This window comes from Agrobacterium sp. rho-13.3 (assembly GCF_033957765.2).
In the GTDB taxonomy this organism is placed as follows: domain Bacteria; phylum Pseudomonadota; class Alphaproteobacteria; order Rhizobiales; family Rhizobiaceae; genus Agrobacterium.
In genome coordinates, this window is sequence record NZ_CP192775.1 from 1243374 (window position 1) to 1258610 (window position 15237).

13 protein-coding genes are annotated in these 15237 nt (G+C 55.1%); 7 read left to right on the top strand and 6 right to left on the bottom strand.

Annotated elements, in window-relative coordinates; translation table 11 throughout:
- Nucleotides 1-3: 3 nt before the first annotated feature.
- The 3 genes from RMR16_RS20620 (at nucleotide 4) to RMR16_RS20630 (ending at nucleotide 1640) form a co-directional block, all read left to right on the top strand.
- Entirely contained in the window at nucleotides 4-774 is a 771-nt protein-coding gene (locus RMR16_RS20620) for a GNAT family N-acetyltransferase (protein ID WP_320197984.1), read from the top strand.
- A complete protein-coding gene (mutT, locus tag RMR16_RS20625) occupies nucleotides 774-1187 on the top strand; it encodes an 8-oxo-dGTP diphosphatase MutT (protein ID WP_320197985.1) in 414 nt (137 codons plus the stop codon). Before RMR16_RS20620 ends, mutT begins: the two co-directional genes overlap by 1 nt.
- A gap of 132 nt (nucleotides 1188-1319) precedes the next feature.
- Nucleotides 1320-1640, top strand: coding sequence for a hypothetical protein (locus tag RMR16_RS20630; protein ID WP_320197485.1), 321 nt, complete (start codon nucleotides 1320-1322; stop codon nucleotides 1638-1640).
- A gap of 114 nt (nucleotides 1641-1754) precedes the next feature.
- Here the strand turns inward: RMR16_RS20630 and RMR16_RS20635 are convergent, their stop codons facing one another.
- The 4 genes from RMR16_RS20635 to RMR16_RS20650 form a co-directional block, all read right to left on the bottom strand.
- On the bottom strand, nucleotides 1755-4892 hold the full coding sequence (locus tag RMR16_RS20635; protein WP_320197486.1) for an efflux RND transporter permease subunit: 3138 nt from the start codon (nucleotides 4890-4892) through the stop codon (nucleotides 1755-1757).
- A 9-nt stretch (nucleotides 4893-4901) separates the two neighbouring features.
- Nucleotides 4902-6044, bottom strand: coding sequence for an efflux RND transporter periplasmic adaptor subunit (locus RMR16_RS20640; protein ID WP_320197986.1), 1143 nt, complete (start codon nucleotides 6042-6044; stop codon nucleotides 4902-4904).
- 73 nt (nucleotides 6045-6117) lie between these two features.
- Entirely contained in the window at nucleotides 6118-6675 is a 558-nt protein-coding gene (locus RMR16_RS20645; RefSeq protein WP_320197487.1) for a TetR/AcrR family transcriptional regulator, read from the bottom strand.
- 122 nt (nucleotides 6676-6797) lie between these two features.
- On the bottom strand, nucleotides 6798-7709 hold the full coding sequence (locus RMR16_RS20650; protein ID WP_320197488.1) for a hydrogen peroxide-inducible genes activator: 912 nt from the start codon (nucleotides 7707-7709) through the stop codon (nucleotides 6798-6800).
- Nucleotides 7710-7892: 183 nt separating this feature from the next.
- Here RMR16_RS20650 and katG point away from each other — a divergent pair, with 183 nt between their 5' ends.
- From katG to RMR16_RS20670, 4 genes are all read left to right on the top strand, one after another.
- Nucleotides 7893-10094, top strand: coding sequence for a catalase/peroxidase HPI (gene katG / locus RMR16_RS20655; protein WP_320197489.1), 2202 nt, complete (start codon nucleotides 7893-7895; stop codon nucleotides 10092-10094).
- A 265-nt stretch (nucleotides 10095-10359) separates the two neighbouring features.
- A complete protein-coding gene (locus RMR16_RS20660; RefSeq protein WP_320197490.1) occupies nucleotides 10360-10866 on the top strand; it encodes an oxidoreductase in 507 nt (168 codons plus the stop codon).
- A 9-nt stretch (nucleotides 10867-10875) separates the two neighbouring features.
- A complete protein-coding gene (locus tag RMR16_RS20665) occupies nucleotides 10876-12831 on the top strand; it encodes a putative bifunctional diguanylate cyclase/phosphodiesterase (protein WP_320197491.1) in 1956 nt (651 codons plus the stop codon).
- An 84-nt stretch (nucleotides 12832-12915) separates the two neighbouring features.
- On the top strand, nucleotides 12916-13611 hold the full coding sequence (locus RMR16_RS20670; protein WP_320197492.1) for an FkbM family methyltransferase: 696 nt from the start codon (nucleotides 12916-12918) through the stop codon (nucleotides 13609-13611).
- A 23-nt stretch (nucleotides 13612-13634) separates the two neighbouring features.
- On the opposite strand, the gene RMR16_RS20675 is transcribed toward RMR16_RS20670, so the two are convergent.
- Both RMR16_RS20675 and RMR16_RS20680 read right to left on the bottom strand, forming a co-directional pair.
- The gene (locus RMR16_RS20675; RefSeq protein ID WP_320197493.1) at nucleotides 13635-14399 is read right to left on the bottom strand and encodes an ABC transporter ATP-binding protein; all 765 of its coding nucleotides are present in this window, start codon (nucleotides 14397-14399) and stop codon (nucleotides 13635-13637) included.
- Nucleotides 14399-15235 (bottom strand): ABC transporter ATP-binding protein, encoded by an 837-nt coding sequence (locus RMR16_RS20680; RefSeq protein ID WP_320197494.1) that lies wholly within the window; start codon nucleotides 15233-15235, stop codon nucleotides 14399-14401. The genes RMR16_RS20675 and RMR16_RS20680 overlap by 1 nt, the downstream gene beginning before the upstream one ends.
- Nucleotides 15236-15237: the final 2 nt, after the last annotated feature.

A 15237-nucleotide genomic window follows, 5' to 3' on the forward strand; every position in this document is an offset into this window, starting at 1 on the left:
GATATGCACGGCAATGCCGTTAATCTTCCCCTTGTGCGGCGTCTGGAAGCGGTGAGCTTTCGGGCCTGGCCTGCGTCTTCGATTATCTATGATGGTAGCTGGCAGATACGTTTGACGGGTTCGCATCCATCCAAGCGAATCAATTGTGTCGTGCCGCTTGACCCATCGGATTACGGCAACAGCGATGTGCGGCTTGAAAAGGCCCGCAAGCGTTTTGAAGATTTCGGACGCCCGCTGGTCGTGCGTGAAACGGCTTTGATGCCGCCGCAGCTTCGGGCTCATCTCATTGATGACGGCTGGACCGTTTTCGAGGAGGTGAATGTCATGACAACAGACCTCGTATCTGCGGATTTGCCGGAAATCATGTCCTATCTTCCCACGCACGATATCGGACGTTTTGTCGATGCCAGCCTGAAAGTCGGCGGCGAAGATCAGTCGCTGCGTTCTCCAATTGCCGAGATCGTCAGCTCCATCAAGCCGACGCTTGGTCTCTTCATAAAAGAAGAGGTGGAAGGCGAGCCGCAGGCGACGGTGATCTGCGTGCAGGATAATGATCTTGCAGGCATTCTGTCACTCGACGTGGCACCAGAGACGAGACGTCAGGGTGCCGCAACGCAAATCCTGACTTCGGCGCTTCGCTGGGCACGGATCAGCGGCGCAAAAACCGCCTGGCTTCAGGTCGTTACGACCAACGCTCCGGCCATCGCGCTTTATGAGAAATTCGGTTTCTCGACGGCTTACACCTACCGTTATTGGCAAAAGGATACTGCGTGATGGAGGCCACCGGCAGAACAATACTGCTCGTTGCCGCATGCGCGTTGCTTGATCAGGATGGACGCATTCTTCTGGCGCAACGGCCAGAAGGAAAATCCCTTGCCGGTCTGTGGGAGTTTCCCGGCGGCAAGGTGGAAAGCGGTGAGACGCCGGAAGAAACGTTGGTCCGCGAGCTCGATGAGGAACTTGGTATCAAAACCAAGGTTGCCTGTCTCGCCCCGTTGACCTTTGCCAGCCATACCTATGAGACATTTCATCTGCTGATGCCGCTTTATGTCTGCCGTCGTTACGAAGGCATTCCACATGGCGCGGAAGGCCAAGCGATCAAGTGGGTAAAGCCAAAAGCGCTGAGAGATTATCCAATGCCTCCCGCCGACGAGCCGCTTATCCCGTATCTCCAGGATCTTTTGTAAAAGCATTTTGTGGAATAGTGGTTTCCCACAGCCTCGCCGTATCAAAACGGGGCGGTATTAACCTTTCGTTTAGCAGCCTCTGGCAAATTCAGAAGCTGAACAATTGGTAAATGGCGCGTAGCGAGGCCTGATATGAACGAGGATTTCTGGAAAACTGTTGAGGATCGCCAATCCTATTCCGAGAAATCGCGCAGGATCGGCGTGTTGAACGTCGCCTTGCTGTTCGGCATGGTGGCGATTGCGCTGTCACTGATCGTGACACCCATGCTGGCAGGCAAGACGCCGCCTGCGCGCTTTGCGCAGGTGCCGGATAATTTCGACATGATCAGCACCGGCTCGATCAATCGTGGTGACCAGCCCAAGAAATCCTACAGCATCCGCCGCAGCGTCACACAGCCCATGCCCGGTGCGGTCTGCATCGTTGAAGGCTACGCTAACGACCGCGATTGCTGATCCTCCCGAACTGAAAATTTATCCTGCGCTATCCCTCATTCCTGTCTTTGTGACAGAAATGAGGGAACATGCAGAAACGCCGCAGACGATGTCTGCGGCGTTTCTGTTTCTGCATCAGGGCTCTATCGGTTTCGCCTCATCTGGAACGGTGTGTTCCTCCGGTCTTTTCGTTCTCATCAATTTCAGGACGAAGACGAAAAATGCCGGGACGAAGAAGACGGCGAGGACCGTTGCCGAAATCATGCCACCAAGAACACCGGTGCCGATGGCGTTCTGGCTGGCCGCGCTTGGGCCCGTTGCGATGGCAAGCGGCACCACGCCGAGTGTGAACGCAAGTGACGTCATGATGATCGGGCGGAAGCGGACCTTTGCGGCCAGCACGGCGGACTCCAGCAGCGATTTTCCTTCGGCGTAATAGTCCTTGGCAAATTCCACGATAAGGATCGCGTTCTTTGCCGAGAGACCGATGATCGCGATCAAGCCCACCTTGAAGTAGATGTCGTTGGGCATATCCCGAAGGATAACTGCCAGCACCGAACCCATGACCCCAAGCGGCACCACGAGCATAACGGCAAGCGGTATCGACCAGCTTTCATAGAGGCCCGCGAGCAGCAGGAAGACGAACAGAATGCTGAGGCCGAAGAGGAAGGGCGCTTGTGTGCCCGACTTGATCTCTTCCAGCGCCTGGCCTGTCCATTCGTAGCCGATGCCACCGGGAAGTTCCGACGCGAGACGTTCCATTTCGGTAATGGCTGCACCCGTTGAGTTGCCGGGGGCAGGGGCGCCTGCGATACGGATCGTTGGATAACCATTGTAACCGACGATCTGCGGAGAACCCTTCTGCCACTGCGCAATCGCAAAGGAACTGAGAGGCACCATGCCGCCGCTGGCGTTGCGCACGTTCAGCTTTAACAAGTCCTCGACCTGAAGACGGTCGCGGTCCTGCGCCTGAACGATAACACGCTGCATACGACCGGAATTCGGGAAGTCGTTGATATAGGACGATCCCATATTGGCCGTAATGGTGTTGTTGATGTCCGCAAAAGTCACGCCAAACGTGTTGGCCTTTTCACGGTCGATTACCAATATGATTTGAGCTGCATCCGGCAGACCTTCGATACGCATTCCAGCAAGGATCGGGCTTTGGCCTGCCTTCTGCATCAATTCTCCGGCAGCAGCCGAAAGGGCTGCCTGACCGATGCCGTTGCGGTCCTGCAAGCGGAAGGAGAAGCCGCCGGACGTGCCGAAGCCTTCAATTGGCGGTGGAGACAGAGCAAAGGTCTGGGCATCTTTCAGGCCAAACAACTGCATGTTGGCGCGGTTTGCGACATCCTGCGCGGAGTTTCCAGCGCCGCGTTCACTCCAGTCCTTCAATGTTATGAAGGCCAGAGCTGCATTTGCACCATTGCCGGAGAAGCTGAAGCCCTGAATGGCGATGACGTCCTTGACCGCAGGTTCAGCCGCGAAGATTTTTTCGATCTGCTTGATCGAAGCGATCGTGCGGTTCGCACTGGCTTCCGGTGGTCCCTGAATGTCAACTATGAGATAGCCTTGGTCTTCTGCCGGCACGAAGCCGCCGGGAAGGTTGATGAAGAGATAGCCAAGGCCTGCCACCAACGCCAGATAGACGACCATCATGCGGCCTGCGCGGCGTGCGCTTGTGGTTGCCGCCTTGGTGTAGCCTTCTGTTACGCTATCGAACTTACGGTTGAACCAGCCGCCAAGGCCGCGCTTCTCTTGGTGTCCATTTTTGATCGGCTTGAGGAACGTGGCGCAAAGGGCAGGCGTGAGAGACAAGGCAAGGAAGGCCGAGAACAGGATCGACACAACCATCGTCAAGCTGAACTGACGATAGATGATGCCTGTGGAGCCGGGGAAAAACGCCATGGGAATAAACACGCAGGCGAGAACCAGCGTAATACCCAGAATGGCGCCGGTGATCTGGCTCATCGCTTTTTGCGTTGCCGCTTTCGGCGAAAGTCCTTCTTCCGCCATGATGCGCTCGACGTTTTCGACGACCACGATGGCGTCATCCACGAGGATACCAATGGCGAGCACCATGGCAAACATGGTCAGAACGTTGATGGAAAACCCGGTGGCATACATGACCGCGCAGGTGCCGAGCAGTGCCACGGGCACAACGAGCGTGGGAATGACCGTGTATCGGAAGTTCTGAAGAAAGACGAACATCACCACGAACACGAGAATGACAGCTTCGATAAGTGTGCTGACGACCTTTTCAATCGACGCCGAGACAAACGGGCTGGTGTCATAGGGAACGGCATAGGAGACGCCGCTGGGGAAGAAGCGCGACAGTTCTTCCAATTTTGCCGAGACGGCCTTGGATGTGGCAACCGCATTGCCAGCGGAGGAAAGCTGGATACCGACGGCGGCACTGGGCTGACCGTTCAGGCGGCTGGAAAAGTTATAGGTTTCCGCACCGAGTTCGAGGCGGGCGACGTCCTTGAGGCGAACACTGCTGCCATCCGGGTTGGCGCGCAGCACGATGTTGCCGAACTCTTCCGTATCGCTCAGTTGTCCCTTGACCAGAACGGTGGCGGTAAGATCCTGCGTGACGGGGTTTGGGGCCGCGCCGATCTGGCCTGCTGCGACCTGCGCATTCTGGGCGGTGATGGCGCTGTTGATATCGGCAGCGGTGAGGTTGAGGCCGACCAGCTTGTCAGCGTCGATCCACACGCGCATGGCGCGTTGTGCGGAAAACAGTTGCGCGCGTCCCACGCCTTCGATACGGCGCAGTTCACCCAGAACGTTTCTGTTCAGGTAATCACCCAGCCCCACCTCATCCATCGTGCCATCGGTGGAGGTAAGCGTGATGAACATGAGGAAGCCGGAGGCGGCCTCTTCGACCGTTACGCCTTGTGCGGCAACGGCGGAGGGCAGGCGTGCCTCGACGCGACGAATGGCGTTCTGTACGTCGACCGAGGCCTGATTGATGTTCGTGCCAGCCTGGAACGTGGCGTTGATCGAGACCTGACCTGAAGTGTCCGAGGTGGACTCGAAATACATCAAGCCTTCCACACCGTTCAGCTCATCTTCGATCAGCCGGGTGACGCCCTGATAAATATCCTGCGGCGAAGCGCCGGGATAGGTGGTCGAAATCGTCAGCTGCGGTGGCGCAACCTTCGGATACTGCGCAATCGGCAGAAACGGCAGGGCGATTAGCCCTGCAATGGAGATGAACAGCGCGAAAACCCAGGCGAGGATTGGCCGTCTTATGAATAACTGTGCCATGGGAGAACCTTATTGCTTGGGCGCTTGTGCGGGGGCGTCAGCGGTTTTTTCCGGCTGCCAAGGTTCCGGCGCGATTTTTCCGCCCGGCTGAACCTTTTGTGCGCCGTCAACCACGACCTTCTCACCTGCAGTCAAACCCTTCTCGACAACCCAATCCGCGTCAATCGTCTGACCAAGCTCGATGGGGCGGGCTTCGGCTGTGTTGTCAGCCTTGGCCACAAACACCGATGGCTTGCCATCCGCTGCGCGAACAATGGATCGCTGTGGAACGGTAATGGCGTTCTCACGAACGGCTTGTTCAATTCTCACCCGCACATACATGCCGGGCAAAAGATCGCGGTGTGCATTCGGGAACTCCGCGCGCAGCGTGACTTGACCGGTGGTAGAATCGACGCTGGCACTGGCAAACAGCAGGCGACCCGCATCGGCGTAGATAGTGCCGTCATCGAAGACCAAGCGCACGCTGGCCTGATCAGGGGCGGGGCTGGCAAGCTTTCCTTCCGCAACCGCACGCTTTAGCGCCATCATATCTTGCGCCGACTGCGTAAAGTCCGCGTAGCTTGGATCAATCTGCTGGATCAGCGCAAGGTTCTGTGTGCCATCGGCGGTGACGAGCGCGCCTTCGGTAATCAGTGCGGCACCGATAATGCCAGTAATCGGAGCGCGAACCTCGGTATATTCGAGGTTGATGCGTGCTTCTTCCAGTGCTGCCTGCTGAAGCAGCACATCTGCATCAGCCTGCGCGAGATTGACCGCCGCCGTGTCGAAATCTATGCCGCTTGCGACATTGCGTTCGCGCAGGTTCTTTTGGCGCTCAAGCTGCTGGCGGGCATTGTCTTGCGTTGCCTTGGCACGCTGTAAGGAAGCTTCGGCACTCGTCACACGCACTTTGAACAGTCGCGGGTCGATACGGTAGAGGACATCGTCCTTCTGAACGAGCGTTCCCTGCTGGAACACGCGCTCCAGCAAAATTCCGGAAACCCGTGCGCGAACTTCGGCCACGCGGGTTGCAGCAATGCGGCCTGGAAGTTCATTGACAACAGGAACCGACTTCGCGGTCAGTTCCATGACGCTGACGCCGGGGGGCGGCATCTGCATGCCCTCCTGTGCGTGCGCCATGGTTGGTGCCAACACCAAAAGACCGGCAGTCATCAAGGTTAGCAGTCTCGGCAGAGCTATTCTGCTGTGCATTGTATAGTCCTCGTCATATCACCCAAGGTGATCGTCATGTTTCGTCGGGAGAAGTGGTGTAGATTTCACGTATACTGTCGAGAATGGCCAGCCTGGATTCTGTTTCCCATTGGTATAAATTAAAATATTCGGTACAACAAAAACCGGTCAGAGCAAGATAAGCAATCAGGGCTGCTTTTGGTCTAGCGCCCTTGCCTATGTCTGCCAAGTCTTTGCGTGTCCATTCACGCATTCTGTCGTGAAGCTTTTCTTCGCTGGACACCGCCGCGCTGATGGCAAGGCAGACGGCTTTGTCAGTGTCATCTGGCGCTTTTTCGGCAACGGCAATCCGTCCGAAAAGCTCGGGATGCGATGTGTCGGAATTGCTTTGCACAGATGCGCGAACGCGTTGCTCCTCAGCATTGAGGCGCCGATCGATCAGCGCTTCGAGAAGGGCCGATTTGGACTTGTGATCATAAACGACACGCGATTTGCTGATGCCAGCTTCCTGCGCCACCGCGTCAATGGAAATACCAGCGGCACCGACGCGAAGGATCACGCGCTCGGCTGCGTCCAAAATCTCGTCTGCGGTAATTTTTCGTGTTCTGGCCATAGTCGTCCACAATCTCGGAAGTTGATTTAAATACGAACGTTCGTGTTTTTAATCAAGCGGAAAAAATGTAGCTGACTTTTATGGATGCTATTCAAGGTCTTGTGGTGGGTGAGGCTTAGGGATCAAGCGGTGGAGAGTTGTCTAATCCGTTCCGAGGAGCGACGGATAACCTCGGATATCTGGAGCAGCTGGGCAGTCAACGATGTTGAGTTGCGCCAGATCATTCCAATGGTGCGGACAGGCGCTGGTGCATCGAAGCGCGATATCGACACATGCGCGGAGCGCGTTTCCATCGGCACGGCCATCTCGGGAATAAGCGTGATGCCAATGCCTGCGCCGACCATCTGGACCAAAGTGGACAGCGAACTGCCCTCCATGACTTCGCGCGGTTGGGATGAGCCGACATGGCAGAAAGACAGCGCCTGATCGCGAAAGCAGTGTCCTTCTTCCAGCAACAGCAAACGCATGTGCGGCAATGCGGTACGGTCTGGCACTGGTTTTCCCTCGTCTTCGTGCCGTCTGACCAGCACGAATTCCTCATCGAACAAGGTCAACTCGGTAAGGGACGGTTCGGAGATTGGCAAGGCGACGATCGCTAGGTCCAGATCGCCTTGTTTCAGTTCCTCAATCAGTTTTGCAGTCTGTGTTTCACGAACGCGGATTTCTATACCCTGGAACGCATTGTTCAGATCGTTTATAACAGTGGGCAGAAGATAGGGTGCGACGGTTGGAATGATGCCGATCCGCAAATGGGCCAGAAACGAGTTTTTCGAAGCGCGGGCCAAGTCACCCAACTCATCCACGGCGCGCACGATTTCGCGAACTCTGGATGCAAATATCTGGCCAAAAGCGGTGAGTTTGACATCCCGCGCACTGCGCTCGAACAGGTCGTGTCCTACGTCCTGTTCCAGCTCCTTGATCTGCATGGAAAGTGCCGGTTGGGAAATGGCGCAGGCATCAGCTGCAATTCGGAAACGTCTGTGGCGCGCAAGCGCTTCAAAATAACGGAGCTGTTTCAGCGTCAGATTTGTCATAATCTTAGCTTATCGTATTGATCAGTAAATCCAACTTAAATTTATGAGCATCATTCGTTAAAAGGACATGACGGAAGCGTAGGTATTTCAAGACATGGCGGGCGAACCATTTTCGGCCTGTCGATTTAGTCAAGTAAGCTCTCTTTCAAAGCCTCGTATGAATGAAGTTATATGGAGAAAATCATGGACCAGAAAACCGATAGCGCAGGCAAGTGTCCCGTGGCCCACGGCCAGATAGCGACATCGACGCCCAAAAGTGGCAGATCGAATCGGGACTGGTGGCCCAATCAGTTGAATGTGCAGATTCTTCATCAGGGCTCTTCCCTTTCCGACCCGCTGGGTAAGGATTTCGACTACGCCGAAGCGTTCAAGGCGCTCGATCTTGACGCGTTGAAGCAAGACCTCCACGCACTGATGACCGATTCTCAGGATTGGTGGCCAGCGGACTTTGGCCATTACGGTGGCCTTTTCATTCGCATGGCGTGGCACAGCGCGGGCACATACCGCATCACTGACGGACGCGGTGGCGCCGGTGCCGGTCAGCAGCGTTTCGCGCCGCTCAATAGCTGGCCTGATAACGCCAATCTGGACAAGGCGCGCCGCCTGCTGTGGCCGATCAAACAGAAATACGGCAACAGCATTTCCTGGGCGGATCTGATGATCCTGACCGGTAATGTGGCGCTGGAATCCATGGGCTTCAAAACCTTCGGTTTTGCCGGCGGTCGCGCTGACGTCTGGGAGCCGGAAGAGCTTTTCTGGGGACCGGAAGGCACATGGCTCGGCGATGAACGTTATAGTGGTGAACGCGAATTGTCCGAGCCTCTGGGCGCCGTCCAGATGGGTCTGATCTATGTCAACCCCGAAGGACCGAACGGCAACCCCGATCCGTTGGCCTCTGCCCGTGACATTCGCTCTACGTTTGCGCGCATGGCCATGGATGACGAGGAAACGGTTGCGCTGATTGCCGGCGGCCATACGTTCGGCAAGACACATGGTGCAGGCGATCCTTCGCTCATTGGTGCAGAGCCGGAAGGCGGAGACATTGAAGATCAAGGTATCGGCTGGAAAAGCAAATTCGGCACCGGCATTGGCAAGGACGCCATTACCGGCGGCCCGGAAGTGACATGGACGCAAACACCCACGCAATGGAGCAATTTCTTCTTCGAAAATCTCTTCGCTTTCGAATGGGAACTCACTGAAAGTCCTGCGGGTGCCAAGCAATGGGTCGCGAAGAACGCCGAAGCCTCCATTCCCGATGCCTATGATCCATCGCGCAAGCATCTGCCCACCATGCTGACATCCGATCTGGCGCTACGTGTCGACCCGGCCTATGAAAAGATTTCGCGCCGGTTCTTAGAAAACCCGGACCAGTTCGCAGATGCCTTTGCCCGCGCATGGTTCAAGCTGACCCATCGCGACATGGGGCCGAAGGTTCGCTATCTCGGACCCGAAGTTCCGGCAGAAGACCTGATCTGGCAGGACGTTATCCCTCCGGTCGATCATCCGCTAATCGATGATACGGATATTGCCCACCTCAAGGCCAAAGTGCTTGCAACGGGTCTTACCGTGCAGGAACTGGTTTCCACAGCCTGGGCCTCTGCTTCATCGTTCCGCGGTTCTGACAAGCGTGGTGGTGCTAACGGCGCTCGTATCCGTCTTGAGCCACAGAGAAATTGGGAGGCCAACCAGCCCGCGCAGCTCGCAAAGGTGCTTGGTATTCTGGAAGGTGTTCAGAGTAATTTCAATGCGGCTCAGACAGGCGGGAAAAAAATATCGCTTGCCGATCTGATCGTCCTTGCGGGTGCTGCGGGTGTCGAGAAGGCTGCGAAAGCGGGCGGGCATGATGTTACCGTGCCATTTACGCCGGGTCGTACAGACGCCTCTCAGGATCAGACGGATGTTGCGTCCTTCGCAGCTCTTGAGCCACGCGCAGACGGTTTCCGCAACTTCGTCAGCACAAGCCGACACCAGTTCATGAAGCCAGAAGAGGCGTTGGTTGATCGCGCTCAGCTTCTGCGATTGACTGGACCTGAGATGACGATCCTCGTCGGTGGTTTGCGTGTACTGAATGCAGGAAACCCGGAGAATGGTGTCTTCACTTCCCGCCCCGAAGCTTTGACCAACGACTTTTTTGTCAATCTGCTCGATATCGATACACAGTGGGCGCCGGTTCCCGGCAAGAACGGTGTCTACGAAGGGCGTCACCGCACCACCAATGAAGCCAAATGGACTGGCACCCGCGTCGATCTGATTTTCGGTTCGCACTCCCAACTTCGCGCTTTGGCGGAAGTCTATGCGTCTGCCGATGCGAAAGCGAAATTCGTGAAGGATTTCGTCGTGGCGTGGAACAAAGTGATGAATGCAGATCGGTTCGACTTGAACTAACGTGAAAAGAATGCCGGGCGTGATGAAAAAGCACGCCCGGTAAATACGAATTTGATTGCACGAAAGATATTTTCACGTTTTATTTGTAATTATTGGAGATTTTGGTAGGCCGTGACTGCGGTATCGAACTGAGGTTTCATAAACCACTAAAATACCGATCAAATCTCGGTAACAATATTGTATTGATTCCTGATATAAGACTCATGCGCCGAACTCGCATATTGGCGGGTTGCTAGCTTTTGACGTCTTTCGAGGGACACAAACAATGAGCTTTTCGCGATTAATCATTACTGCGATTCTGTCAATAACATGGCTCTCCTGCGCTCAAGCGGGTACATTACCGAAGCCCGCAGGCAAAACCATTCTGACGATATCTGGAAACATCGCCAACACCAACATCAATGGCGCGGCTCAGTTTGATCGTGAGATGTTGGAATCTATTGGCGTCGTGGCCGTAGAAACAAATTCACCATGGTATGACGGACGGGTACGTTTTGAGGGTGTACCGCTCAAGAAATTAATGGCATTCGTGGGCGCCAAAGGCACCATTGTGACGGCTGTTGCCCTGAATGATTATGTCAGTACGATTCCGATGGAAGATTTCAATAAATTTAATGTTATTCTCGCTATGAAGCGTGATGGAAACTACATGGAAGTCCGCGAAAAAGGCCCCCTGTTTGTCATCTACCCCTACGACAGTTCCCCCGAACTTCAAACCCAGACCTATTACACACGCTCCGCGTGGCAAGTTGCAAAGCTGATAGTCGAGTAAAGGTGCCGTTTGCGAAAGATACTTGCGGTTATCATTTGCTGCTTTGTGCTGGCAACAGGCTATTTCGCCTACGTCATTGCACAGCGGCAAACTGCGCTGCAAAAATTCGCGCGGTACAATGATTCTTGGGCGGTAAGCCAAACCGTCGCCGAATATTTGCGCCTTCAGAACAAGCTGTCCGGTTTCGTGCTGGACCCGGAACGGATAAGCCGGGATGATTTGCGCCTGCGTCTTGATCTGATGCTGGGCCGGCTGGAGCTTTTAAAGAATGGAAAGCTGGGCGCTTTTATCGGAGAGCATCCTGACTCGCGCGATTTGGTCGCACAGCTCAATAAAATTCTTTTCGATCTCGACAAAAATCTCGAAAATTTGCAACCTGCCGACGTTGCGCCTCTCATTCGGTCCATGAGCGCTCTGGACGGACCTTTGACCACGCTGGCGTCGTCATCGGTGGCTTACGATGTTGATCTTATTGATGCTGCCCAGTCTGAAGTTCGCAGGCTTCACATCATTTATACCGCCTTGGCGGGCGGTCTGATTGTCTGCGGCGTTGCGCTGATCTTCCTTTTGAATCGGCACAATAATCTGCTGGACCGTGCGCAAAAAGATATGCGCGGTTTGACCGACGATTTGCGCGCGGCGACATTGGAGTTGCAAGCAAACAACATTCGGTTGGCGCATGATGCTTATCACGACGCGCTAACCGAACTGCCAAACCGCGCACTGTTCAGAAGAGAGCTGAATGAAAGGCTTGGTTCCGCAAGCGGAGAAACGGCCGTCATTCTGTTGCTCGATCTGGACGGGTTCAAAGACATCAATGACACACTCGGCCATGACGTCGGTGACGCCCTGCTCCAGTCCGTCGCCTTGCGATTGTCTGCCCTGCATGACGATGACGATATGGTCTGCCGCCTTGGCGGCGACGAGTTTGCGGTCATCTCCAGCGGTGAGAATGAGGACGAAGCGCTTGATCTTGCGACTCAACTGATTTCGCAGATAAGCCAGACCTACAATCTGGGCGAACTGGAAATCAAAATTGGCACCTGTGTTGGTATTGCCGTGTCCTGTGGCGATATGAATGCCGACGAATTGTTCAAGCGAGCCGACCTGGCGCTTTACGAAGCCAAGGCACTTGGCCCTGGACGCGCCAGCGTCTTTCAAGTCCACATGCAGAGGCAGTTGACGGAAAAGAGGTCGTTTGAGGCCGATCTTCAGATGGCGCTTCAGAATAATGAGATGGAAGTTTATTACCAGCCTCAGGTGCTGACACCCAACCGTGAGATTTGTGGTTTCGAGGCGCTTTTGCGCTGGACGCACCCTGTGCGCGGCAGTGTGCCGCCGTCGGCGTTCATTCCTGTCGCTGAACGAACAGGCCTGATCCATTCGCTGGGAAAATGGGCTATGGAAACCGCATGTCTGGAAGCCACGACATGGAGTGGAGACTTCAAGGTGGCGATCAATTTGTCACCGGTCCAGTTTCACAGCACCAATCTCATCCACAATGTCGTTAGCGCGCTGGACAAAAGTGGTCTCGACCCCAGCAGGCTTGAGCTTGAGATTACGGAGTCTGTACTGCTTGCGAAAAGCGATCAGACCTTGGATACGCTGCGCAAACTGAAAGCCGTCGGCATACAGATCGCCATGGATGATTTTGGCACGGGATATTCTTCACTCGGCAATCTAAGAGGCGTGCCTTTCGACAAGATCAAAATCGATCAGTCTTTTCTCAGAGACGTCACGACGGATACGGACGCGCTTGCAATCGTTGAATTCGTGGTGGGAATGGCGCGCAGCCTGCGCATGACCACGATAGCAGAAGGTATCGAGACCGAAGAGCAATACCAATGCCTCTCTCGTCTTGGGTGCGATCAAATGCAAGGCTATTTGATCGGCAGGCCTATACCAGCGGAAAAGCTCCATGTTTTTGGCATTCGTTCGGGCGAGAATGGCCGCAATGTCTCTTGAATGTTCGTCATTGAACGTGTCGTTAAGCGAGCAGAGCAGTACTGCTGCTTGCGTCATGGTTGGTCATTAATTAGGGATTTTTGAATGGAACGGCTTGAAGTGCATGGCGTGAAGCTGGAGCTATCGCGAGATGAGGTTTCGCCAATCATCTGGCAGGCGCTGGAAGATGGCAGCTATGAAGCGAAAGAAGCCCGCAGCATTCTAAAAGCCATCAAGCCCGGAGATCGCGTTCTTGAACTTGGTTCGGGTATCGGGATCATCACATCCATCATTGCCGGAATTAAAGACGTGTCGGTTTGGGCGTTCGAAGCAAACCCCGGAACCGCAGCGCTGGCCGAGCGGGTGATCCGGGAAAACTGCGAGGATAACGTTGCCTTTTCCCAAGGGCTTCTGACTGCGCACGCGCCACACACACATGCGTTTTACGTTCGTAAAGACCTCTGGATGTCATCCATGGATGAGCAACAGGGGCCTTATGAGCATCGCATCGACATCCCCTCTGAAAACATCGATGAGTTTATCGAACGCCACAAGATCAATGCGCTGGTGATGGATATCGAAGGCGCTGAGCATGATTTGCTCCAGAACGCCAAGCTTGAAGGTGTCGAGCGCATCTTCGTGGAACTGCACGATCATCTCTACAGCCTGTCTGGCATCCGGGACATCACCCAAGCTCTGGCGGCGAAGGGATATTCCTATGATCCGCGTGGCTCTCGCGGACCCTGTGTTCTGTTCACCAAAGACGACGGACCTCGGGAATATGATCCCGAGGTGGATTGATATAGCTTAATCTATGAAGGCGTTTAAGAATTTACGCCTTCATATTCCAGCGATGCGCCGATGAGTTCGCGGGCGTAGGGGTGCGTTGCACCGTTGCGGGCAATGGCTTCACGCGGAAGTATTTCTGTCACTTCGCCGCGCAACATCACTGCAAAACGATCGCACATATGGTCGACGACCGCGAGATCGTGCGTCACCATGATGTAGGTGAAACCCCGTTCTTCGCGCAGGCGCTGAAGAAGGTTCAAAATTTCGGCCTGAACCGAAACATCAAGTGCCGATGTCGGTTCATCCAGCAGCAGCAGCGACGGTTCAAGGATCAGCGCACGGGCAATCGCCACACGTTGACGCTGACCGCCGGAAAGCTGATGCGGAAAACGATCCAGAAACGAGACCGGTAAGCCAACATCGGTGATGACCTTGCGCATCCGCTCTTCTTTGTCGCCAAGCTTGTGGATGGTCAGTGGTTCGCTGAGCACAGTTCGGACAGACTGGCGCGGGTGCAACGAGCCATAGGGGTCCTGAAACACCATTTGCAGTGTGCGGCAACGGTCGATCAATGGCATGTCGCGCACGGATTTTCCGTTGATCAGTATGTCGCCGCTCCAGAAATCCGTCAGCATGGAGACGCAGCGCAGGACGGTGGATTTGCCCGAGCCGGATTCACCGACGAGGCCAAAACATTCGCCCGGATTGACGGAAAAGGAAACGGAAGGCAGGACTTTTATTGCTGTGGGACCGGTGCCGAAGCTAATCGACAGGTCACGGATTTCAACAGAAACTGACATTAGACGTTTTCCTCCATCCATTCCGGGCGGCGGTCCAGCACGGCAAGCTGTGAGCGTGAGCCTCCGATGCGGGGCTGAGCTGCCAGCAGGCCGCGTGTGTACGGATGTTGGGCCTTATCCAACTCGCCGGCAGACAGGGTTTCAACGACCTGACCGGCATACATGATGAGAACGCGATCACAGAAATTGCGCACGAGATTGAGGTCATGGCTGATCATGATAAGGCCGATGCCGCGGTCTCGAACCAGACTATCCAGAATGTTCAGCACTTGCAGGCGAACAGTGACGTCCAGTGCCGAGGTTGGCTCATCGGCGATGACCAGATCGGGGTCCGCGAGAAGCATCATGGCGATCATGATGCGCTGGCCCATGCCGCCGGAAATCTCATGCGGGTACTGCGCATAAACACGCTCGGGATCGCGGATTTTCACCGCTTCCAGCATCGCAAGCGCTTTTGCCTTGGCTTCCGATTTTGCGCATTTGAAATGCCGCAGATAGGTTTCCGCTACCTGATCACCAACGCGTCTGATGGGGTTAAGCGAAAACTTCGGATCCTGAAGGATCATCGACATGCGTCTGCCGCGAACCTTCAGCATTTCCTTTTCCGAGAGGGAAAGCAGTTCAAGCTCTTCGAAACGAAGCGTATCGGCAGTGATGGTAGCACCCGGCAGGAGGCGTAGAAGTGCACGACCAACGGTGGACTTTCCCGAGCCGCTTTCGCCAACGATGCCCAGCCGTTCACGGCCAAGTGTGAAGGAAACGCCGCGCACGGCTTCTGTTTCTGAGCCGCCATAGCGGATGCGGAGATTTTTGACGTCCAGTATTGTCCGTTCCATGG

Bases quoted from the DNA above. Each gene is read 5' to 3' on its own strand.
- katG (WP_320197489.1), top strand. From the start codon at position 7,893: ATGGACCAGAAAACCGATAGCGCAGGCAAGTGTCCCGTGGCCCACGGC.
- RMR16_RS20675 (WP_320197493.1), bottom strand. From the start codon at position 14,399: ATGTCAGTTTCTGTTGAAATCCGTGACCTGTCGATTAGCTTCGGCACC.
- RMR16_RS20660 (WP_320197490.1), top strand. From the start codon at position 10,360: ATGAGCTTTTCGCGATTAATCATTACTGCGATTCTGTCAATAACATGG.
- RMR16_RS20630 (WP_320197485.1), top strand. From the start codon at position 1,320: ATGAACGAGGATTTCTGGAAAACTGTTGAGGATCGCCAATCCTATTCC.
- RMR16_RS20650 (WP_320197488.1), bottom strand. From the start codon at position 7,709: ATGACAAATCTGACGCTGAAACAGCTCCGTTATTTTGAAGCGCTTGCG.
- RMR16_RS20645 (WP_320197487.1), bottom strand. From the start codon at position 6,675: ATGGCCAGAACACGAAAAATTACCGCAGACGAGATTTTGGACGCAGCC.
- RMR16_RS20680 (WP_320197494.1), bottom strand. From the start codon at position 15,235: ATGGAACGGACAATACTGGACGTCAAAAATCTCCGCATCCGCTATGGC.
- RMR16_RS20635 (WP_320197486.1), bottom strand. From the start codon at position 4,892: ATGGCACAGTTATTCATAAGACGGCCAATCCTCGCCTGGGTTTTCGCG.
- RMR16_RS20640 (WP_320197986.1), bottom strand. From the start codon at position 6,044: ATGACTGCCGGTCTTTTGGTGTTGGCACCAACCATGGCGCACGCACAG.
- mutT (WP_320197985.1), top strand. From the start codon at position 774: ATGGAGGCCACCGGCAGAACAATACTGCTCGTTGCCGCATGCGCGTTG.
- RMR16_RS20670 (WP_320197492.1), top strand. From the start codon at position 12,916: ATGGAACGGCTTGAAGTGCATGGCGTGAAGCTGGAGCTATCGCGAGAT.
- RMR16_RS20620 (WP_320197984.1), top strand. From the start codon at position 4: ATGCACGGCAATGCCGTTAATCTTCCCCTTGTGCGGCGTCTGGAAGCG.